The organism is Saccharopolyspora griseoalba, assembly GCF_042665275.1.
Classification (GTDB): Bacteria; Actinomycetota; Actinomycetes; order Mycobacteriales; family Pseudonocardiaceae; genus Saccharopolyspora; species Saccharopolyspora griseoalba.
This window is the reverse complement of the sequence record NZ_JBHTCJ010000004.1, coordinates 88903-109001: the sequence shown is the minus strand read 5'-3', so window position 1 is coordinate 109001 and position 20099 is coordinate 88903. Positions and strand designations below refer to the sequence as shown.

Annotated in this window: 24 protein-coding genes; 4 read left to right on the top strand and 20 right to left on the bottom strand. The window is 72.4% G+C overall.

The genetic code is table 11. The features are described 5' to 3' along the window. Nucleotides 1–96 precede the first annotated feature (96 nt). Nucleotides 97–1281, top strand: a complete 1185-nt coding sequence (menE, locus tag ACFQRI_RS09325) for an o-succinylbenzoate--CoA ligase (RefSeq protein ID WP_380666667.1) — start codon at nt 97–99, stop codon at nt 1279–1281. 68 nt (nt 1282–1349) lie between these two features. Then, a complete protein-coding gene (locus ACFQRI_RS09320) occupies nt 1350–2222 on the top strand; it encodes a 1,4-dihydroxy-2-naphthoate polyprenyltransferase (protein ID WP_380666665.1) in 873 nt (290 codons plus the stop codon). A gap of 3 nt (nt 2223–2225) precedes the next feature. Here the strand turns inward: ACFQRI_RS09320 and ACFQRI_RS09315 are convergent, their stop codons facing one another. From ACFQRI_RS09315 to ACFQRI_RS09300, 4 genes are all read right to left on the bottom strand, one after another. Further along, nucleotides 2226–2720, bottom strand: coding sequence for a hypothetical protein (locus ACFQRI_RS09315; RefSeq protein ID WP_380666663.1), 495 nt, complete (start codon nt 2718–2720; stop codon nt 2226–2228). A gap of 114 nt (nt 2721–2834) precedes the next feature. Further along, the gene (locus ACFQRI_RS09310; protein WP_380667312.1) at nt 2835–3383 is read right to left on the bottom strand and encodes a DUF3558 family protein; all 549 of its coding nucleotides are present in this window, start codon (nt 3381–3383) and stop codon (nt 2835–2837) included. A gap of 35 nt (nt 3384–3418) precedes the next feature. Further along, nucleotides 3419–4531 carry an L-cysteine desulfhydrase Cds1 gene (gene cds1 / locus ACFQRI_RS09305; RefSeq protein WP_380666661.1) on the bottom strand — a complete coding sequence of 371 codons (1113 nt, stop codon included), beginning with the start codon at nt 4529–4531 and terminating at the stop codon, nt 3419–3421. Then, nucleotides 4528–4854 carry a DUF4229 domain-containing protein gene (locus ACFQRI_RS09300; RefSeq protein WP_380666659.1) on the bottom strand — a complete coding sequence of 109 codons (327 nt, stop codon included), beginning with the start codon at nt 4852–4854 and terminating at the stop codon, nt 4528–4530. The genes cds1 and ACFQRI_RS09300 overlap by 4 nt, the downstream gene beginning before the upstream one ends. Nucleotides 4855–5027: 173 nt before the next feature. Here ACFQRI_RS09300 and ACFQRI_RS09295 point away from each other — a divergent pair, with 173 nt between their 5' ends. Next, the gene (locus ACFQRI_RS09295) at nt 5028–5255 is read left to right on the top strand and encodes a BldC family transcriptional regulator (RefSeq protein ID WP_380666657.1); all 228 of its coding nucleotides are present in this window, start codon (nt 5028–5030) and stop codon (nt 5253–5255) included. Between the two features lie 280 nt (nt 5256–5535). Beyond that, on the top strand, nt 5536–5721 hold the full coding sequence (locus ACFQRI_RS09290; RefSeq protein ID WP_380666655.1) for a hypothetical protein: 186 nt from the start codon (nt 5536–5538) through the stop codon (nt 5719–5721). A gap of 64 nt (nt 5722–5785) precedes the next feature. Here ACFQRI_RS09290 and ACFQRI_RS09285 read toward each other — a convergent pair whose 3' ends face one another. The 16 genes from ACFQRI_RS09285 to ACFQRI_RS09210 all read right to left on the bottom strand — a co-directional run bounded on the left by ACFQRI_RS09285 (nt 5786) and on the right by ACFQRI_RS09210 (nt 20088). Next, complete coding sequence (locus ACFQRI_RS09285) at nt 5786–7054, bottom strand: MinD/ParA family ATP-binding protein (protein ID WP_417750618.1); 1269 nt, start codon at nt 7052–7054, stop codon at nt 5786–5788. Nucleotides 7055–7389: 335 nt separating this feature from the next. Next, nucleotides 7390–8403 carry a c-type cytochrome biogenesis protein CcsB gene (gene ccsB, locus ACFQRI_RS09280; RefSeq protein ID WP_380666651.1) on the bottom strand — a complete coding sequence of 338 codons (1014 nt, stop codon included), beginning with the start codon at nt 8401–8403 and terminating at the stop codon, nt 7390–7392. 2 nt (nt 8404–8405) lie between these two features. Next, entirely contained in the window at nt 8406–10022 is a 1617-nt protein-coding gene (gene resB, locus ACFQRI_RS09275) for a cytochrome c biogenesis protein ResB (protein ID WP_380666649.1), read from the bottom strand. After that, complete coding sequence (locus tag ACFQRI_RS09270; protein WP_380666647.1) at nt 10022–10804, bottom strand: cytochrome c biogenesis CcdA family protein; 783 nt, start codon at nt 10802–10804, stop codon at nt 10022–10024. The genes resB and ACFQRI_RS09270 overlap by 1 nt, the downstream gene beginning before the upstream one ends. A gap of 226 nt (nt 10805–11030) precedes the next feature. Then, nucleotides 11031–11621: a TlpA family protein disulfide reductase gene (locus ACFQRI_RS09265; protein WP_380666645.1), complete on the bottom strand. Its 591-nt coding sequence runs from the start codon at nt 11619–11621 to the stop codon at nt 11031–11033. Nucleotide 11622: 1 nt separating this feature from the next. Further along, entirely contained in the window at nt 11623–12267 is a 645-nt protein-coding gene (locus ACFQRI_RS09260; protein ID WP_380666643.1) for a histidine phosphatase family protein, read from the bottom strand. Beyond that, nucleotides 12264–13604: a glutamate-1-semialdehyde 2,1-aminomutase gene (hemL, locus tag ACFQRI_RS09255; RefSeq protein ID WP_380666641.1), complete on the bottom strand. Its 1341-nt coding sequence runs from the start codon at nt 13602–13604 to the stop codon at nt 12264–12266. Before hemL ends, ACFQRI_RS09260 begins: the two co-directional genes overlap by 4 nt. Nucleotides 13605–13652: 48 nt before the next feature. Then, nucleotides 13653–14003 (bottom strand): hypothetical protein, encoded by a 351-nt coding sequence (locus ACFQRI_RS09250; RefSeq protein ID WP_380666639.1) that lies wholly within the window; start codon nt 14001–14003, stop codon nt 13653–13655. Nucleotides 14004–14060: 57 nt separating this feature from the next. Beyond that, nucleotides 14061–14495, bottom strand: coding sequence for a hypothetical protein (locus tag ACFQRI_RS09245; RefSeq protein ID WP_380666637.1), 435 nt, complete (start codon nt 14493–14495; stop codon nt 14061–14063). Further along, nucleotides 14492–14902 carry a hypothetical protein gene (locus ACFQRI_RS09240; protein WP_380666635.1) on the bottom strand — a complete coding sequence of 137 codons (411 nt, stop codon included), beginning with the start codon at nt 14900–14902 and terminating at the stop codon, nt 14492–14494. The genes ACFQRI_RS09245 and ACFQRI_RS09240 overlap by 4 nt, the downstream gene beginning before the upstream one ends. Beyond that, the gene (locus ACFQRI_RS09235) at nt 14902–15474 is read right to left on the bottom strand and encodes a hypothetical protein (RefSeq protein WP_380666633.1); all 573 of its coding nucleotides are present in this window, start codon (nt 15472–15474) and stop codon (nt 14902–14904) included. Before ACFQRI_RS09235 ends, ACFQRI_RS09240 begins: the two co-directional genes overlap by 1 nt. Before the next feature lie 63 nt (nt 15475–15537). Beyond that, the gene (locus ACFQRI_RS09230; RefSeq protein WP_380666631.1) at nt 15538–16170 is read right to left on the bottom strand and encodes a hypothetical protein; all 633 of its coding nucleotides are present in this window, start codon (nt 16168–16170) and stop codon (nt 15538–15540) included. A gap of 81 nt (nt 16171–16251) precedes the next feature. Beyond that, nucleotides 16252–16803, bottom strand: coding sequence for a hypothetical protein (locus tag ACFQRI_RS09225; protein WP_380666629.1), 552 nt, complete (start codon nt 16801–16803; stop codon nt 16252–16254). A gap of 53 nt (nt 16804–16856) precedes the next feature. After that, the gene (locus ACFQRI_RS09220; protein WP_380666627.1) at nt 16857–17420 is read right to left on the bottom strand and encodes a hypothetical protein; all 564 of its coding nucleotides are present in this window, start codon (nt 17418–17420) and stop codon (nt 16857–16859) included. Beyond that, nucleotides 17417–18400: a porphobilinogen synthase gene (gene hemB, locus ACFQRI_RS09215; protein ID WP_380666625.1), complete on the bottom strand. Its 984-nt coding sequence runs from the start codon at nt 18398–18400 to the stop codon at nt 17417–17419. The genes ACFQRI_RS09220 and hemB overlap by 4 nt, the downstream gene beginning before the upstream one ends. 155 nt (nt 18401–18555) lie before the next feature. After that, a complete protein-coding gene (locus ACFQRI_RS09210) occupies nt 18556–20088 on the bottom strand; it encodes a bifunctional uroporphyrinogen-III C-methyltransferase/uroporphyrinogen-III synthase (protein WP_380666623.1) in 1533 nt (510 codons plus the stop codon). Between the last annotated feature and the right edge of the window lie 11 nt (nt 20089–20099).

The following is a 20099-nucleotide window of genomic DNA, read 5'->3' as shown; positions in this document are numbered from 1 at the left end:
GAACATCGACCAACCGGTTCGAACACTTGATCGCTCGAACGCGTGATCGATGACGTGCTGCGCCCCGCCGTCCGGCGGTGGCCGACAATGGGAGCCATGCCGAACGCCCGCGAGCTGCAGCCCCTCGAAGTGCCTCCGGGGACGGGCGCGCTCGACGTCCTGCCCGAGCTGCGCCGCGCGCTCGACGGCGACGGCCCCGCGCTGCTCCCGGTGCCCGCGGGCGAGCCGACGGCCGCGGCGGGGCTGGCCGGGCCGCTGGCCCCGCCCGAGGACGACCCGGCCGACCCGACCGCGCTGGTCATCGCCACCTCGGGCTCCACCGGCGCGGCCAAGGGCGTGCTGCTGCCCGCGAGCGCGCTGCGCGCCTCGGCGGCCGCGACCCACCGCAGGCTCGGCGGACCGGGCACCTGGCTGCTGGCCATGCCCGCGCACCACGTCGCGGGCGTCCAGGTGCTGGTCCGCGCCCTGCTGGCGGGCACCGAGCCGCACGCGGTGGACATCACCGGCGGGTTCCGCCCGGAGGGGTTCACCGCGGCTGCCGGAGCGGCCCTGGCCGCCCCGGGCAGGCACTACACGGCGCTGGTGCCCACCCAGCTGTCCCGGCTGCTGGAGGCGGGCGGACCCGCCCTGACCGCGCTGGCCGGCTTCGACGCGGTGCTGCTCGGCGGCGCGGCCACCCCGCCTGCGCTGCTGCAGCGCGCGCGGGCCGCAGGGGTCCGGGTGACCACCACCTACGGGATGAGCGAGACCTCGGGCGGCTGCGTCTACGACGGCGTGCCGCTGGACATCGCCGAGGTGCGCATCGACGCCGAGGACGACACCGGCCCGATCCTGCTGGCCGGCCCGATGCGCGCCCGCGGCTACCGGCACCGGCCGGACGCCGCGGAGTTCGACGGCCGCTGGTTCCGCACCGGCGATCTCGGCAGGATGCGCGATGATCGCCTGGAGGTCCTCGGGCGGGCCGACGACGTGATCATCAGCGGTGGGGTGAACATCGCCCCGCTGCCGGTCGAGCGGGTGCTGACCGAGCAGCCCGGCGTGCGGGAGAGCTGCGTGCTGGGCGTCGAGGACCCGGAGTGGGGCCAGGTCGTGGTCGCGGCCGTCGTCCCGGACCCGGCCGAGCCCCCGCGCCCCGAGGACCTGCGCGCCGCCGTCCGCGAGCGCCTCGGCCCGGCCGCGACGCCCAAGCGCGTCGAGTTCCTCGCCGAGCTCCCGCTGCGCGGACCGGGCAAACCCGACCGCCGAGGCCTGGCGGAGCGGTTCGGCGGCCGCTCGACCTGAGCGGGCCCCGGACCCCAACCACCGGACCTCCCGCTCGGAGCGCCGCGGCGTGCGCGAAGATGTCCCCCATGGCGACTGTCGCGCAGTGGATCGAGGGCGCTCGGATCCGCACCTTCCCGAATGCGATCGCACCCGTGCTCGCCGGCAGCGGCGCGGCCGCGGGCATCGACTCGTTCGACCCGGTGATCGCCCTGCTGGCGCTCCTGGTGTCGTTGCTGCTGATCATCGGCGTCAACTTCGCCAACGACTACTCCGACGGCATCCGCGGCACCGATGACGACCGCGTCGGCCCGTTCCGGCTGGTCGGCTCGGGATCGGTCGAACCGCGGGCGGTCCGGGCCGCGGCCTTCGGGTGCTTCGGCGCCGCCGCGCTGGCCGGCATCGGGGTGGTCGTGCTCAGCGAGCACTGGTGGATGCTGGCCATCGGCGCGCTGTGCATCGCGGGCGCGTGGTTCTACACCGGCGGCAGCAAGCCCTACGGCTACGCGGGCCTTGGCGAGGTCGCGGTGTTCGTCTTCTTCGGCCTGATCGCGGTGCTGGGCACCATGTACGCCCAGGCGGACACGATCTCCGGCTTCGGCATCGGCGCGGCGGTCGGCGTCGGCGCGCTGTCCACCGGCGTGCTGGTGGCCAACAACCTCCGGGACATCCCCTCCGACCGGGTGACCGGCAAGAACACGCTCGCGGTGATGCTCGGCGACCGGGACACCCGCACGCTCTACATCGCGCTGGCGCTGGTGCCGTTCCTGATCACGATCATGATCGGGCTGCGCAACTCCTGGGCGCTGCTCGGGTTCCTGGCGCTCCCGCTGCTGCTGGTGCCGCTGCGCGCGGTGACCGGCGGGGCGACCGGCAAGCACCTGATCCCCGCGGTCCGCGACACCGGCTTCGCGATGCTGGCCTGGGGCGCGCTGACCGGCGGCGCGCTCGCCTTCGGCTGAGGCTCAGGCCTCGGTCCCGGCTTCCTTCTTCCGCCGCGCGCCGAAGCCGAAGATCGCCACCAGCAGGAAGGGCAGCACCGCGATGGCGACCACGGCGATCTGCACCAGCCGGTCCTTGGTCGCCAGCTCGTAGCTGGTGACCTCGCCCCCGGTGCGGATCTTGACGGCCTGGTTGCAGGTCATCTGGGCCTTGCCGGAGAACCACGGCTCGATCGCGTTGACCCCGGTCGCCGTCTCGGCCTTGTAGTTGGTGATGTCCCTGGGCGCGCCCTGCTCGGGAACCACCCGGCACACCGCGGTCTGGCCGGGGGTGGTCGGGCTGATCAGCATCTGCTCGCCGGTCCACTCGTACTTCGGCCCGGTGGAGGCGGCGGCCACGTCCGAGGACTTGGCGAGCTCGGTACCGCTGTTGGAGGCCATCGCGTAGAAGCCCGCGGCCAGCGCCGCGATCAGGACCGCCCACGCGATCGTGATGCCCAGCAGTGTCTTGCGCCCCATGTCGATCACACCCCGGTTTCGTCGCCGATCACCGTGCTCGCGCTCCGGTCAGCGTATTCCGAAGTGGACGAACCGACCCGGTCGAGCGGCTCCCCGGACCGGATTTCGCTCCGATCAGGTGACCAGGCCGGACAGCACGTACTCGGCGATGCCCGAGGCGTTCTGGCAGGTCTCCTCGTCGGCCTCGCCGGTGGTCACCGACACCTGCAGGGTGGCCCCGCGCACCGGGGCGTAGACGGTGCAGTCGCCCGCGCGCAGCTCCTGGGTGCCCCGGACCCGGCCGAGCTCGACCTCGGTGGTGCCCAGCCCGTCGAAGCCCGCGGGCTGCGCGCCGAGGACGATCGAGCGCCTGCCGGAGCGACCGGGGAACTCGCATCCCTGCACCGGCGGCTCGCCCGCCTGGCGAGGGCGTCCGGGCTCGACCTCGAAGGCCAGCTTCTCCAGGTCGGCGGGCGCGATCAGCGCGCAGATCCGGTCCGCGGGCATCCCGGCGAGCTGCTGGCGCTGCTCGGGCGGGACCTCGCGGGTCAGCGACGGAGTCGCGCTGGCGGTGGTGGTGCCGTCCTCCGCGGTCGTCGTGCCCGACGGCGCCGTTCCGGTGCCGGACTCCTGGGCGGTGCAGCCGCTCACCGCGAGCCCGGCGAGCAGCAGGGCCACACCCACACGACGCAAGGTTCCTCCTCCGCGCGACACGCGGCCTAGTCTGCCCGGAAGCTTCCGGTGGCGTGGAACCGGTCCAGCACTTCGCCCGGACCGGCGAGCTCCATGCCCTGCTCGGCCACCCACGCGTCGTCGTAGTAGGTGTTGGTGTAGCGCTCGCCGCCGTCGCAGAGCAGCGTGACGATGCTGCCGCGCTGACCCTGCTCGAGCATCTCCGAGATCAGCGCGCACACGCCCCACAGGTTCGTCCCGGTGGAACCGCCGACGCGCCGGCCGAGCACCTGCTCGACGTAGCGGATGGTGGCGATCGAGGCCGCGTCCGGGACCTTGATCATCCGGTCGATGGCCTGCCCGATGAACGAGGGCTCCACGCGGGGGCGCCCGATGCCCTCGATCCGCGAGCCCGCGTCGCCCACCAGGCTCGGGTCGGAGTTGCGCCACGCGTCGAAGAACACCGAGCGCTCCGGGTCGACCACGGCCAGCCGGGTGTTGTGCCTGCGGTAGCGCAGGTAGCGGCCGATGGTCGCGCTGGTGCCGCCGGTGCCCGCGCCGACCACGACCCAGGCCGGTTCCGGGTGCGGTTCCATGCGCAGCTGCTCGAAGATCGACTCGGCGATGTTGTTGTTGCCCCGCCAGTCGGTGGCGCGCTCGGCGTGGGTGAACTGGTCCATGAAGTGGCCGCCGAGCTCGGTGGCCAGCCGCCGGGACTCGGCGTAGATCGCGCCGGGCTCGTCCACGAAGTGGCACTTGCCGCCCTGCCACTCGATCAGCGAGACCTTCTCCTGGCTCGTCGAGCGGGGCATCACCGCGATGAACGGCAGCCCGAGCAGCCGGGCGAAGTAGGCCTCGGAGACGGCCGTGGAGCCCGAGGAGGCCTCGATCACGGGCGTGTTCTCGGTCACCCAACCGTTGCAGATGGCGTACAGGAACAGCGATCGGGCCAAGCGGTGCTTGAGCGAACCGGTCGGATGAGTTGACTCGTCCTTGAGGTAAAGATCGATGCCCCACGCGTCCGGCAGCGGGTAGCGCAGGAGGTGAGTATCCGCGCTCCGGTTCGCGTCCGCCTCGATGACCCGGACGGCCTCGCTGGTCCAGCCGCGGGTGCGGGCGCACGCCCGGTCGATGTCGGTGCTCGCGACGTCCCGGGTCATCCGGCGTCCGGGGCTCGCTCGCCGCGCAGCTGGGCCCGCAGCTGCTCACGCCGGGCGCTGCGCTCCGCGTTGCGCTCGGCCAGGCCGGCGGCCACCCGGTGCCGCAGCTTGCGGAAGACCAGCAGCGACAGCGGCATCATCACCACCACGGACACGGCCAGCGCGACCAGCGCGGGCACCTTGGCCAGCATCAGCAGGGCGGTGACGATGGCCACCATCCCGAACCTGGCGAGCGTGTAAAGGGTCAGGTCCCAGGCCAGACTCGACGCGGCACCGCCGGATGTGTCCGCCTTGGGGGCTTCTGTCTCCTGCTGTTCGCGCACGTCATCCAGGGTAGAGCAAGCCCTCCGCCGGCCCCGCCGGGCTCCGCCCGAAGCGCCGCATTTGCCCCTTACCTTCCCTTTACCTGGAGCCAAACGTTCGAGTACCTGGACCTCCTAGTGCCAGGATGCGACCGGATTGCCCGAATGCCCGTCCGCACAAGTGGAGGTCACCTGTGACCGCGTCGACGTCGACTCAGCAGCCCCGCCAGAACGGCCAGGAGCAGCTCCTCACCCCCGGTGAGGTCGCGGCGCTCTTCCGGGTCGACCCCAAGACCGTGACCCGCTGGGCCACCGCGGGTCGGATCGGTTCGATCCGCACGCCCGGTGGGCACCGCCGGTTCCGCGAGTCCGAGGTCCGCACCCTGCTGGCCGAGCTGACCAACGACATCCCGGCCAGCTGAAGCGAGCCCGACAACGATGACGTCCGGCTGCGAGCCGGACCTCCGTCACCGGGCTCACCGCGCAGCGGCGCGGACGTTCGCGCAGCGACTCGCCCCCGATGAGGCGCTGCGGCCGGGGTTCCCGGCAGCCACGAGGCGTCCGCCGGCTCAGGGTGGGAGCTCGCCCGCGCGGCGAGGTGTCACCTGGGTCCGCCGCTCGCGGTGGAAATCGGACACTTCCGGCTTGGGAACCGCGCCCAGAATTTGGCTAGGCTCGGTGGGGAACCTTGGAGGTGGCCCGATGATCTACGTTCTCGCCGCGGTGGGTGCGATTACCGTTGCCGTCCTGCTGTGGAAGGCCTTCGGCGCCGAGGCGATCTCGGCCGCCCGCGGCTCGCAGCAGCGCTCCGCACCACCCGTCGCCCCGGATGACGACCCGGAATTCCTCCGCCGCCTCGACGAGCAGCGCAAGGCCGAGGAGGAGTAGAACCCTCCCGTTCCACGCCGAAGCGGCACGCCCTCGGGCGTGCCGCTTCGCGTTCGCTGCGGGATCAGGCGGGGTTGCGGCCCGGCGCCTGCGGGAAGTCGTCGGCGACCACCGCCGCCAGCTCCAGCAGCGCCATCCGGGTCGGGGCGGCCAGCTGCTCCAGCTCGACCTCGGCGCCCTCCTCCAGGTGCGGGTCGAACGGGATCCGGGAGACCGCGCGGCAGCGCGCGGCGAAGTGCGCGGCCAGCTTGTCCACGTCGACCTTGCCCGAGGCGGGGCGCACCGAGTTGATCACCGCCACCGAGCGGGCCACCAGCTGGCCGTAGCCGTGCGCGTCGAGCCAGTCCAGCGTGGCCGAGGCGCTGCGCGCCCCGTCGATCGAGCTGGACGAGACGATCACCAGCGAGTCGGCGACGTCGAGCACGCCCTTCATGGCCGAGTGCATCAGGCCGGTGCCGCAGTCGGTGAGCACCACGTTGTAGAAGTGCTCCAGCAGCGTCACGGTGCGCCGGTAGTCGTCCTCGCTGAAGGCCTCGGAGACCGCCGGGTCCTGCTCGCTGGCGAGGATCTCCAGCCTGCTCGGGCCCTGCGAGGTGTAGGAGCGCACGTCGCTGTAGCGGCTGATCCGGTGCGCGTCGCGCAGCAGGTGCCGGACGGTGGCCGTGGTCTCCAGCGGGATCTTCTGGCTGAGCGTGCCGCGGTCCGGGTTGGCGTCCACCGCGATCACGCGGTCCCCGCGCAGCGAGGCGAAGGTGGCGCCCAGCGTGGCGGTCGCGGTGGTCTTGCCGACGCCGCCCTTGAGGCTGAGCATCGCGATCTTGTAGCAGCCCTGCAGCGGCTGGTTCACCCGCGCGATCAGCTCGCGCCGCTTGCGATCGGCCGGCCCCTCGCCGGGGTTCACGGTCTTGCCGCTGGCCAGGTAGACGGCCTTGCGCCAGCCGGACTGCGGGGCGCGCTTGGCCTGCCGCAGCAGCTGCGCCGAGGAGAGGTCCTGGCCGAAGTGCTGCGGCTGGTCGGCGGGTGCGCCCTGCGCCTGCGGCGGGAACGGCGGCTGCGGCTGGGGCTGCTGCGGGTGCGGTTGCGAGGGCTGGGCCTGCGGCTGCGGGGGCTGCGGGTACGGCTGGACCGGGTTCGGCCCGGACTGGGCGCCGGTGGCCGGAACGCCCTGCCAGCCCTGCGCCTCCGGGGCCGGCGGATATCCGCCCGGCCAGGGGTGCGGGCCGGACTGCGCCGGTCCCGGCTGCGGGTAGTACGGCGGCTGGGGCTCGCCGACCGGGTAGGGGCCGGAGGTCTCCGGCTGCGAGGGATCCACGTACTGCGGCTCCGGGTGCACCGCGACCGGGTTCGGCCTGCCCGGAGTGGTCTCCGGCTCCTGGTAGCCCCCGCTGGAACCGGCCGAGTCGGTCTTGCCCGTGGTATCGGCGAGCGCACCGTCGGCCTGCGCCGCGCGGCCGTCCCGCTGCTCCGGCTCTTCGTACTGTCCGGTCACCGTTGCCGTCCCTCCCAGAATCGAGTCGAACCCGCGCGGGGCACGCTAGTGCCAGGTATACCGGCAAGTCACGCGGGCTGGCGGGTAGCCGCCGTCACGATCGCTGGAACGCGCGAGCCGCTCTCGCGCGAGGAGCCCCGGCCGCGGCGCGGGCGGGGCTCCTCGACCGGGGACCGGCGTCAGCTGCCCGGCAGGCCCGCGTAGGAGTGCAGGCCGGCGATCACGATGTTGATGAAGAACAGGTTGAAGATCATCACCGCCAGGCCCAGGATGTTCAGCCAGGCCGCGCGCACGCCGCGGAAACCGGCGGTCGCCCGGGCGTGCAGGTAGGCCGCGTAGACCACCCAGGCCACGAACGAGCAGGTCTCCTTGGGGTCCCAGCCCCAGAACCGGCCCCAGGCGGCCTCGGCCCAGATCGCCCCCGCGACGATCGCGAAGGTCCACACCGGGAAGATGATCACGGTCGCGCGGTAGGCCATCCGGTCCAGCGCCTGGCTGGTGGGCAGCCGGGAACCGACCTTGGTCATCTTCAGCGGGTTGTTCTCGTAGCGGCAGCGGACCAGGTAGAGCAGGCTGGCCACACCGCCGAACAGCAGCACGCCGCTGGAGATGATCGCGGCGCTGACGTGGATCACGATCCAGTACGACTGCAGGGCGGGCTGCAGCGGACCGGCCTTGGCGTAGAGCAGCGTTCCGGACAGGAACAGCAGCACGACCACCGGCAGGAACAGGAACCCGCCGAGCCCGCGCAGCTGCGCCGGGCTGGAGTCGCGGCGGGTGGCGCGGGTCTGCCGGAACAGCACGACCAGCCAGGCGACCACCGCGGCGAGGGTGATCGAGGAGCCGAACTCGTACATGTTGCCCCACGGCACGCGGCCGGTGGACAGGCCGCGGAACAGCAGCGAGGAGCCGTGCACCAGCGCGCCGAGCACGGTCAGCGCCACGGCCATGCCGCCGAGGCGCTCGGACAGCGGGCGCGCGGGCGCCTTCGGCACGTGCCCGACCACCGGCGCGGCGGGCTCGGCGTCCTTCGACGCGCCCGCGCCGACGAGCTCGGCCTCGCGCTCCGGGGTCGCCGCGGCGACCCGACCGAAGGCGAACTCGCCGAAGTACAGCAGCATCGCCGCGATGTAGATGACCACCGAGGTCGCGTAGGCCATGTCGCTGAAGTTCGCCAGCGTCGTGTTGACCATCGTCAGCTCTTCCTTTCACGCGCGGTGCCAGCCGCCGCGCGGGATGTGGGCTCGGCGTGCGAGCCGAGCAGGTCCGCGGCGAGCCTGGTGAACTCCTCGCCGTAGCCGGCCTGGTCGGTGCGGGCGAGACCGCCGATCTCGACAACGGTACGAGCGGAACCGGCTTCGCCCGACCGCGGGTCCGGCGTGGCGCGCACCCAGATGCGGCGCCGCTTGATGATCAGCGAGCAGCTGATCCCGAAGATCACGGCGAGCGCGAAGCCCAGCACCATCTTCTGGAAGGGGTCGTGCGAGACCTGCAGGTTCGCCCAGCGCTCGACGCCGTCGAACCGGATCTGCGTGCCGTCGTCGAGCGTGACGCTCTGCCCCATGCGCAGGTTCTCGCGGGCCACCCGGTTGAGCCTGCCCTGCTCCACCATGGACTGGTCGACGCCGAAGATCGACTGCCCGCGCCCGGAGTCCAGGCCGAGGTCGCCCTTGAGCACGTCCACGGCGACCGTCGGGTCCAGCAGGTCCGGGAACCCGGAGCTGAGGACCTTGCCGTCGAAGGCCGCGGTCGGGGCGAACAGGCCCGTGACGGCCAGCTGGTTCTTCCGGCGCAGCGCCTCGTCGGTGATGCCCGGCGGGTCGAACTTGGTGGCGCCCTGGGAGAGCATCGTCTGCGGCGACATCGGCTGCCACTGCACCAGGCCGGTGCGCTTCTCGCCGTCCGGCCAGGTCACGGTGAACTTCGGCGCGTAGCCGTTGCCGGTCAGGTAGATGCGGTCGCCCGCGATCCGCAGCGGGTCGTTGACCTGCAGCGTGTAGGGCTTCCAGGTGTTGTTCTCCAGGCTCTCGTCGGCCTGGTAGTGCATGCCCACCTTGTAGTGGTCGACCTGGCCGTTGTCCTGGTACTTGACGTCGAAGTCGTCCACCCGCACGCAGAACGGGCTCAGGTTCGTCCCGTCGACCGACAGACCGGCGCGGAAGGTGTCGTAGTTGTAGGTGCCGGAGTTGCAGAACGCCGAGCCGTTGGCCATCACGATGACCTGGCCCTCGTAGCCGTAGAGCTTGCCGCCCGCGATGCCCACCAGGAGCCCGACCAGCGCGAAGTGGAACACCAGGTTGCCGACCTCGCGCAGGAAGCCGCGCTCGGCGCTGATCGACTTCCCGCCGTCGGCGTCCTCGCGCTCGACCATCCGCCAGCTCTTGAGCCGCTTGCGGGTGGCGGCCATCGCGTCGTCCACCGAGCCGTCCAAGGTGGCCTCGGCGTGGTGCGGCAGCCGCGCGAGGTTGCGCGGGGTGCGGACCGGCTTCTGCCGGAACTGCTTGTAGTAGTCCCAGGTCCGCGGCAGCAGGCAGCCGATCAGCGAGATGAACAGCAGCACGTAGATCGAGGCGAACCAGACCGAGCCGAACACGTCGAAGGCCTGGACCTTGTCCAGCAGCGGCGCCAGCTCCGGGTACTCCTGGAAGTACCTGTCGACCTCCGGCTGGTTGGTCGAGCGCTGCGGGATCAGAGCACCCGGCAGCGCCGCCATGGCCAGCATGAACAGCAGCACCAGCGCGGTGCGCATCGACGTCAGCCCGCGCCACATGTTGCGCAGGAACGCCCAGGCGGGAAGCAGGTGGGCGCGCATCAGATCGGCGTCTCGAAACCGGCGATCGGGCCGCGCAGCATGGTGATCATCTCTCCCCACAAACCGGTGACGAGCAGCAGGCCCACCACCACGAGCAGGACTCCACCCGCGATCTGGATCGCGCGGCCGCGGGAACGCAGCCAGCCCGCGCTGCGCACCGCCCAGCGCGCTCCGAGCGCGAGCAGCACGAACGGCACTCCCAGGCCCACGCAGTAGGCCAGCACCAGCAGGATTCCGCGGGTGGCCGCACCGGTGCCCACGTCGGTGCCCGCGGCCACCGAGATCACGCCGACCAGCGTCGGGCCGAGGCACGGCGTCCAACCGAGACCGAAGACCGCGCCGAGCAGCGGCGCGCCCCACACCCCGGCGCGGGGCACCCGGTGCACGCGCACGTCGCGCTGCAGCGCGGGGATCATGCCGAGGAAGACCAGTCCCATCGCCACGGTGACCACGCCGCCGATGCGCTGCAGCAGCAGTTCGTTGGCCAGCAGCGCGTCGGAGAGCCCGAGCAGCAGCACGGCACCCGCGGCGAAGACCGCGCTGAACCCGCCGACGAACAGGAGCGCCGCGCCGGCGACGCGCCAGCGCCCGCGCCGGGGCTCATCGGCCTCGGCCGCGTCCACCGCGGGGGCCTCGGCGCCGACGACGCCGGCCAGGTAGGCGAGGTAGCCGGGGACCAGGGGCACCACGCACGGCGACGCGAAGCTGACCACCCCGGCGAGCACCGCGATCGCCGCTGCGAGGAACAGCGGTCCGGATGCGGCGAGCTCGGTGGGATTCACGCTTCGAGGGTAGGAAAGTCAAGACCGCGACCGGTCACCGGGCTCGGTGAACGGCGCCACGTACTCCCAGGTGAACGCGACTTCGACGCAGGAACCGGGCCGCTGCGGGACCTTGGTCCCGCGGATTTCGGGACCGACAGCACACCCCGAGGAGACAAGGGTCACAACAGCGCGTCGCGGTCGGGCCCGGAATCGGCCGGCGGAGCGGATTCCGGGCCGTCCCGGATCAGCGCTTCTCGTCGAGGACCTTCTGGACCTGCGGCATGAGCTCGTCCTGGAGCATCTCGGTCAGGAAGATCGCGGCGACCCGGTGCTGGCGGTCCAGGACGATCGTGGCCGGGACCGTGGCGCGCGGGAAGTTCTTCAGCTGCAGCAGCGTGCGGCCGGACGGGTCGAAGATCGACGGGTAGGTCAGCCCGCGGTCGCGGTGGAAGTCCTGCGCCGCGCTCCGGCTGTCCCGCACGTCGATGCCCAGCACCTGCGCGCCCTGCGGGCCGAGCTTGTCCTGCACGGCCTGCAGGTCGTCGGCCTCCGCGCGGCACGGGCCGCACCAGGAACCCCAGATGTTGAGCACCACGACCTTGCCCTTGAAGTCGTCCAGGCCGATCTGCTCGCCCTCCTTGAGCAGGTCCGGGCCGGACAGGCCGCGCACCGTGCCGCGCTCGTCCTGCGGGTAGAAGATCCGCGTCTGCCCGCCGGGCGAGACGAACGTGAAGTCGCCGCCGACGTCGTTCTCCTCGCCGCTCTTGCCCGCGCACCCGCCGACGAGCGCGAGGACGGCCGCGATCAGGCCGAGGCGTACCAGCAGTTTCCTCAAGTCAGGCTCCAGTCACCGTCGGATCGGTGCCCCCGGCGGGCTCCACGTAGGCCACTCGGACGAGTTCTTCGCCGCGGAACACCAGCGAGGTCAGCGAGGCCAGCGAGCACTGCCGCCTGCGCGGGTCGTGCCACATCGGCTTGCCGGTGGCGTAGCGCCGCAGCGTCCAGATCGGCAGCTGGTGCGACACGCACACCGCCTCGCGGCCGGCGGCCGCGGCGCGCGCCCGGTGCGCGGCGCCGAACATCCGGTGCGCGATCTCCAGGTACGGCTCGCCCCAGGAGGGGCGGAACGGGTTCCACAGCTTCGGCCAGTGCTCCGGCGAGCGCAGCGCGCCGTCGCCGACCGAGACCTTCAGCCCCTCGAAGCGGTTGTCCGCCTCGATCAACCGGTCGTCGGTGCCCACGTCGAGCTGGAACATCGAGCTGATGGGCTGCGCGGTCTCCTGAGCGCGCTGCAGCGGCGAGGCCACCACGTGCGCGACGTCGCGGTCGGCGAGGAACTCGGCGACGACCTTGGCCTGCTGCTCGCCCTTGTCGGACAACCGGTAGCCGGGCAGCCTGCCGTAGAGGACGCCTTCCGGGTTGTGCACCTCGCCGTGCCGCAGGAAGTGCACGACGGTCCGCTCGCCGCTCGGCTCGCTCATGCCGGGGCCTCCGCCGCCGCGGCGGCCCTGGCCGCGTGCGGGAGGGCATCGGCGATCTGCTCGAACGCGGCGTCGTCCATCGCCGCGTTGACGAACCAGGTCTCGAAGGCGCTCGGCGGCGGGTAGACGCCGCGCGCGAGCAGCTCGTGGAAGAACGCCGGGAAGCGCCAGCCCTGCTGGCCCCGCGCCTGCTCGTAGTCGCGCACCGGCTGCTCGCTGAAGAACACGCTGAGCATGTTGCTCGCGTAGGAGACCTGGTGCGGCACGCCCTCGGCGGTCAGCGCCTCGCCGATCAGGTCGCCGAGCCGCTCGCTGTTGCGGTCCAGCGCGGCGTAGACGGTCTCGTCCGCGGCGCGCAGGTTGGCCAGGCCGGAGGCGACCGCGATCGGGTTCCCGGCCAGGGTGCCCGCCTGGTAGACGGGGCCGGAGGGGGCGAGGTAGTTCATCACGTCGGCGCGACCGCCGAATGCCGCCGCGGGCAGCCCGCCGGACATGACCTTGCCGTAGGTGTAGAGGTCACCGGCCACGCCGTCGACGCCGTACCAGCCCGAAGCCGAGGTCCGGAAGCCGGTCATCACCTCGTCCATCACGAGCAGCGCGCCGTTGCTGCTGGTCAGCTCCTTGAGGCCGGCGTTGAAGCCGGGCAGCGGGGCGATCGTGCCCATGTTGCCCGCGGCGGCCTCGGTGATCACGCAGGCGATCTCGTCGCCCTGCTCGGCGAAGACCTGCCGCACCGCGTCGAGGTCGTTGTAGGGCAGCACGAGGGTGTCCGCGGCCTGGGCGCCGGTGACGCCCGGCGACGTCGGCAGCCCGAGGGTCGCGACGCCGGAACCGGCGCTGGCCAGCAGCGCGTCGACGTGCCCGTGGTAGCAGCCCGCGAACTTGACGACCTTGCGCTTGCCGGTGAACGCGCGGGCCAGGCGCACCGCGGTCATCGTCGCCTCGGTGCCCGAGTTGACCAGCCGCACCTGCTCGACGGGCTCGACCCGATCGATGATCTCCTGCGCGAGGTCGATCTCGCCGACGCCGGGGGTGCCGAAGGACAGGCCGTCGAGGGCCACCTCGCGCACCGCGGCGACCACGTCGGGGTGCGCGTGCCCGTTGATCATCGGGCCCCAGGAGGAGACCAGGTCCACGTAGCGGTTCCCGTCGGCGTCCCACAGGTAGGCGCCCTCGCCGCGCACCATGAAGCGCGGGGTGCCGCCGACCGACTGGAAGGCCCGGACCGGGGAGTTGACACCGCCCGGGGTCACCGCCTGCGCGCGCTCGAACAGCTGCCGCGACCGCGGAGCCGGATCGTCGTGCGGATTCGATGCGGGGTTCGCAGAAGCTGTCACACCACCAGTTTGACACCCGGCGGGTTGTGACCCGTCATGCCCCGGTGGTCAGCCCTCGTCAGCGCGCCCGCGCGCCCGGAACGCCAGCACCAGCTGGCGGATGGCGTCGATCACCAGCAGTCCGCCCAGGGTGACCGCGCCCACCGCGCCGGTCAGCCAGCTGCCCACCGAGCGGGTCACGACCTCCCGCGAGCCGTCGGGCCCGGGCAGGTGAATGGTGACCACTCCGCGCTGCCACGCCCAGAGCGCGAACAGCACCAGGGCGATCGCGGCGATCAGCTCCAGGCCGGCGAGCGCGGCGCGCCACGGCTGGTTCAGCCGGGCGCCCGAGCGCGGTTCCGGCTCGTCGGGGTTCAGCTTCGGCCCATCCGCCGGCCACGGTTCCGCACCAGTCGTCACGCGCAAAGCGTCTCACAACCGCGGCTGCTCCCGTAGCCCTGGCAGTTCGGCCCGCGCCTACTCCTCCACCAGCCGGGAGAGCGCCGCGCGGAGCGGTTCGGGGTGCTTGGCCCAGGCGAGGACGACTTCGTCGTCGGTGAGCCGGATCGGCAGTTCGCCGGTGCCCTTGGGAGCCGTCCAGCTGCCGCCGAGGACCCGAGCGCCCACCGGCGCACCGACCTCGGCGACCGCCGAGATCCGGTCCACGTCGAGGTGCTCCCGGCCGAGCACCAGCTCGGACGGGGTCAGGCGCACCGAGACCAGGCGGCGCCGCCCGTGCACCCAGACCGCGGCGGCCGCGGCCAGGGCACCGCCGACCAGCGCCCACATCACCGGGTGCGCGGGTCCCGGCGAGACCAGCTCGACGAGCAGGCCCGCCGCGGCGAACGCCGGACCCCACAGCACCGGCCACCAGCTGCTGCCCGGCTCGGAGTACAGCACCGGATCGGTCATCGCTCTCCCGTCAGCCACTCGCCGCTGGTCCCGCGCCACATCAGCACCGCCGCCACGACCCCCAGCACCAGCAGCACCGCCTGCGGGCCGAGCACCGCACCGGTGCCCAGCAGCATCACCAGGTGCACCACGGCGAACCCGGTCAGCGCGATCCGCGCCCAGGCCCGGCGGCGCTGGACGAACGCGCCGAGCACCAGGTACCCGGCGGCCAGCACCAGGCCGAACGCGGTCTGGCTGACCAGCAGCCTGCTCGCGCGCCGCGCGGCGTCCGCGGCCGGGAGCCCCTCCGCGCGCATCAGCTGCTCGACCAGGCCGCCCCGGTCGAACCACATCGCGGCGATCTCCAGCAGCAGCAACAGCGCCACGACCCACCAGAGGACGACGGCGAAGCGGAGGGGTTTGGGCATCAGAACCTACGTCTCGCGCGGAAGAACTCGTTCGAGGAGGGACGGTAGACCAGAACGACGAACGCCACGGCGGCGACCAGGTAGGTGGCGTTCTGCCCGGCGGTCAGCGCGGCGAGGCCGCCCGCCGGGGCGGACTCCGGCGCCACCGACCGCGCGAGCGGCATCTCCACCAGGCTCATCAGGGCCAGCACCGCCCAGATCGAGGCGAAGGCGGTCAGCACGACCCGCGCCCAGTGCTTGCCCGCCCGCAGCTGGAACCCGAACGCGATCCACAACGCGGTCAGCGCCAGGTCGAACAGCGTCACCAGCACGACCAGGAACGCCGCGACGGCCCGCGCGGCCCGGTCCTCCGGCGGGGCCGCGCCGACGAGCATCTCCTGCACGTCCTGGCGCTCGGCGAACCACATGACCACGTCCAGCAGGGTCGCCAGCACCGGCAGCGCCAGCGCGATCCAGAAGGCCGCCAGCACCGGCCGGGGAGGCGGCGGCAGCCGCAGCTCGTGCTCCGGGATCGGCGGCGCGGCGAACGGATCGGGTAAGCCCGCCCGGCCGGCGGAGTTCGGATCGGTCACGTTCCGAGCCTAGGGAAACCGCAGTTCCGAGGTCCACTTCCGCCGGTCGCGGCCCGAGCCCGGTCAGTACCGGCGGGCGAAGGCCTGGAAGTAGTCGTTGGAGGGCCGGACGAAGACCAGCACCACGAACGCGACCGCGCCGGCCAGCCCGAGCCCGCTCTGCGCGTAGCTCAGCGCGTAGTAGGAGCCGGGCAGGTGGGCGTCCGGGCCGAGCGCGCCGGCCAGCCCGCCCGAGGCGAGACCGCTGAGGCTGGTCATCGCCCACAGGCCGGCGAACACCGTGAGCGTGACCCGCGCCCAGTTCCGGCCGGCCCGCAGCTTGAAGCCGAACGCGATCCACAGCCCGGTCAGGATCATGTAGAAGACGGTGACCACCGCGAAGACCGCGAGCATCACGCTGTTGACCGTCCGGGTCACCTGCTGCGCGATCTCGTCGTCGTAGCCGCCCGCGTTGCCGATCTCGGTGGTCATCCAGCCCTGCAGCAGCAGGTAGCTGACCGCCGCCAGAACCGTGACCAGCAGCGGCAGCACCACCGCGAGCCAGAACGCGGCTTCCACCGCGCCGGGCCGCCGCGGCGGGACGAACTGGTGGCCGGGGACCGGCGGTGCGCTGAACGGGTTGGGCGGTTGCTGGGCCGGATATCCGGCCACCGGCGACTGCGGGCCTTGCTGCCACGGGTGCTGCGGGTTGGTCACCGCACGACAGTATGAATTCCGGCGAACCCGTGTCCACTTTTCGGCAGTTCTGCCCAGTCCCGCGTTCCCGGGGGCGCGGGATTAGGCGTAACCGCCGCGCCGCCGGGCGGCGACGGCCTGGAAGTACTGGTTGGACGGGGTCAGGTAGGCGAAGGCGATGGTGGCGGCGATCGCCGCGAGCTGCAGCACGGCGAGCAGGTCGAGCACCACGACCGGCCCGAAGACCTGCGGGAGGGTGAACAGCAGCCAGATCGCGCCGACCACGGTGATCACCACCCGCGCCCAGTTCCGGCCACCGCGCATGAAGAGCAGGAACATGATCCACAGCCCGGCCAGCACCAGCAGGAACACCGCGGCCACGACCATGCCGATCCGGTAGACCGCCTCCATCTGCTCGGGCGTGAACGCCTGGCCGCCCGGCTGCCCGGCCATCTGCTCGCGCATCTGGGCCATGAACGCCTCGTCGCCCGACGGCCCGAACGCGCCGAACAGCTCCAGGGCCGCCGCGATCAGCCCGATCACCGGGCTGGCCACCCCCGCCCAGAAGGAGTTGTCCACGCTGCTCGGCCGCGCGACGGCGGCGGAGCCCTCCGGAGGCTGGGGCGCGCCAGGCGGCCCGGGCAGATCGGTCACGCTCCCGAGGCTAGGAAACCTCCGGCCCGCTGTCCAAATAAGCGGACGAACCGTTATCCACCGGGACGCATCCGGCGGTAGCGGACATCGCGGAAGAACCGGTTGGCCTCCGGCCGGAACATGAACGCGATCGCGGCGACCTCCACGGCGGCCACCAGCACTCCGAACAGCGCGTCGGTCCAGCTCACCGACACCGGCATGACCTGCTGCAGCGGCCCGGTCCCGACCGCGGCGACCAGCGCCAGGGTCAGCACCCCGGAGAGCACGCCCCACCCGCCGAACACGGTGAGCACCACCCGCGACCAGTTGGCGCCTTCGAGCATCCGCCGGGAGAGCATCACGTAGACCAGCAGCGTCAGCAGCTTGATGGTGAAGGTGAACGAGATCGTGCTGTTGGCCAGCTCGTCGAGCTGCATCTGGTCCAGGTCGGGCTGCACCGCGCGCAGCTGGTCGATCAAGCCGGCCCGGTCGAACAGCTCCACGAACGCCTGCACCGCGCCGACCAGCACCGAGCCGATCCACAGCCAGCGCGCGACGTGCAGCGCCCGCGGCGCCTCGGGCCGCTCGGGCTCGGCCTGAACGGGCCTGCCGAACGCGTCCACCTTCGGCTCCGTCATGCGCGGGCTTCCTGCAACCAGCGGGCGGCCTCGGCGGCGTAGTAGGTCAGCACGGTGTCCGCGCCGGCCCGCCGCATCGCGGTCAGCGCCTCCAGCACGGTGCGCTGCCGCTCCAGCCAGCCGTTGGCCACCGCGGCCTCGATCATCGAGTACTCGCCGGAGACCTGGTAGGTCGCCACCGGCACGTCGGCCACTCCCGCGATGTCGCGCAGCACGTCCAGGTAGGCCATGGCCGGCTTGACCATCACCATGTCGGCGCCCTCGGCGAGGTCGAGGTCGGCCTCGCGCAGCGCCTCCCGGCCGTTGCCCGGGTCCTGCTGGTAGGTCTTGCGGTCACCCTGCAGCTGGGAGTCCACCGCCTCGCGGAACGGGCCGTAGAACGCCGAGGCGTACTTGGCCGAGTAGGCCAGGATCGAGGTGTCGGCGTGACCGGTGGCGTCCAGCGAATCCCGGATGACGCCGACCTGGCCGTCCATCATGCCGCTGGGGCTGACCACGTGCGCCCCGGACTCGGCCTGCACGACCGCCATCTCGCCGTAGACCTGCAGCGTGCGGTCGTTGTCGACGTTGCCGTCCTCGTCCAGCACGCCGCAGTGGCCGTGGTCGGTGAACTCGTCGAGGCACAGGTCGGCCATCAGCACGGTGTCGTCGCCGAGCTCGGCCGACAGGTCGCGCAGCGCGACGTTGAGGATGCCCTCCGGGTCGGTGGCCCCGGACCCGCTGGCGTCGTGCTCCGCCGGCACGCCGAAGAGCATCAGGCCGCCCACGCCCGCTTCCACCGCGTCGACCGCGGCCTTCTTCAGCGACTCGCGGGTGTGCTGCACGACGCCCGGCATCGACGCGATCGGGGCCGGTTCGGACAGGCCCTCGCGGACGAACATCGGCAGCACCAGGTGCCGCGGCTCGACGGAGGTTTCGGAAACCAGCCGACGCAGCGCCGGGTTGCGGCGAAGACGGCGGGGACGGCTCGTCGGATACATACAGCGGCTCCCCATAACAGCCTCGACGGGGTGACTCCCCGAGCGTAGCCACCCAACCCGTGCGCACGGCGCGGGGTATGACCCGGGGTGACCGAATGCTCAGGCGAGCCGGGAATAGCGAGAGGGCGCCCCGGAAGCCCGGGGCGCCCTCTGGGTCAGCTGCGGCGCGTGCGCTTGGCCTTGCGCGGGGGCGGCAGCGCGCCCTCCGCCCGGAGGCGGGCGGCGTGCGAGGCCAGCGCGTCGACCAGCTCCTCGATCCGCGGGGCCTCGGGCTGGACGTCGACCCGCAGGCCGAACTCCTTGGCCGTCTCCGCGGTGTTCGGGCCGATGCAGGCGACCAGGGTCCGCGCGTGCGGCTTGCCCGCGATGCCGACCAGGTTCCGGACGGTCGACGAGGAGGTGAAGCACACCGCGTCGAAGCCGCCGGTCTTGATCATCTCGCGGGTCTCGGCCGGCGGCGGCGCAGCGCGCACCGTGCGGTAGGCCGTGACGTCGTCGACCTCCCAGCCGGTCTCCTGCAGCCCGGCCGACAGCGTCTCGGTGGCGATGTCGGCGCGCGGCAGCAGCACGCGGTTGACCGGGTCCAGGATGTCGTCGAACGGCGGGAAGTCCTGCAGCAGGCCCTCCGAGGACTGGTCGCCCGAGGGCAGCAGCTCGGGGATGATGCCGAAGGAGCGCACCTTCTCGGCGGTGGCCTCGCCCACGCAGGCGATCTTCACGCCGGAGAACGCGCGGGCGTCCAGGCCGAACTCGGCGAACTTCTCCCAGACCGCGCGCACCGCGTTGGCCGAGGTGAACACGACCCACTGGTAGCGGCCGTCGACCAGGCCCTTGACCGCGCGCTCCATCTGCGCCGGGCTGCGCGGAGGTTCCACCGAGATGGTCGGGACCTCGTGCGAGACCGCGCCGTGCGACCACAGCCGCTCGCTCATCACGCCGGCCTGCTCCTTGGTGCGCGGCACCAGGATCTTCCAGCCGTACAGCGCGCGGGACTCCCACCAGGACAGCTTGCTGCGATCGGAGACGACGTCCCCGATGGTCACCACCAGGTGACCCTGCAGCTCGCCCGCGTCCGCGGCCAGCGAGGCCAGGGTGGTGTCGATGGTGCGCTGCTGCACCGTGGTGCCGGAGGCGGTCACCGCGACCGGCGTGGTCGCCGGACGGCCGTGCTCGACCAGGCGGGACGCCGCCTCGGCGAGGTGGGTTCCCGCGGTGTGCAGCACCAGCGATCCGGGAACCTGCGCCAGGGACGCCCAGTCCGCGTCGCCGCGCACGTCGACCTCGGTGTGCACCGCGCCCAGCGCGATGCCGGCGTAGGCCGGGACCGCGCTGCCGCCGGACACACCGGGGATCACGTCGAAGGCGACTTCGGTCTTGGCGACCTCCTGCGACTCGCGGACCACCGCGTCGGCGGTCAGCGGGTCACCGGCGACCAGGCGCACCACGTTGCGACCGGTCTCGGCCTCGTTGGCCAGGTCCTTGGCGACATCGGCCGGCTCGCCGACGGCCGGGCGCACCTCCGCGCCATCGGCGGCCATCCCGACGATGTCGGAGGGTACGTCCGGGTCGGTCACCAGCAGCGAAGCGCGGGTGATCACATCCCGTCCCCGAACGGTGAGCAGTCCCGCGTCACCGGGACCGGAGCCCACGAAAGCAATCCGTCCGGGGGTCTTACGTGCTCGGGTCATCAGGGCACTCC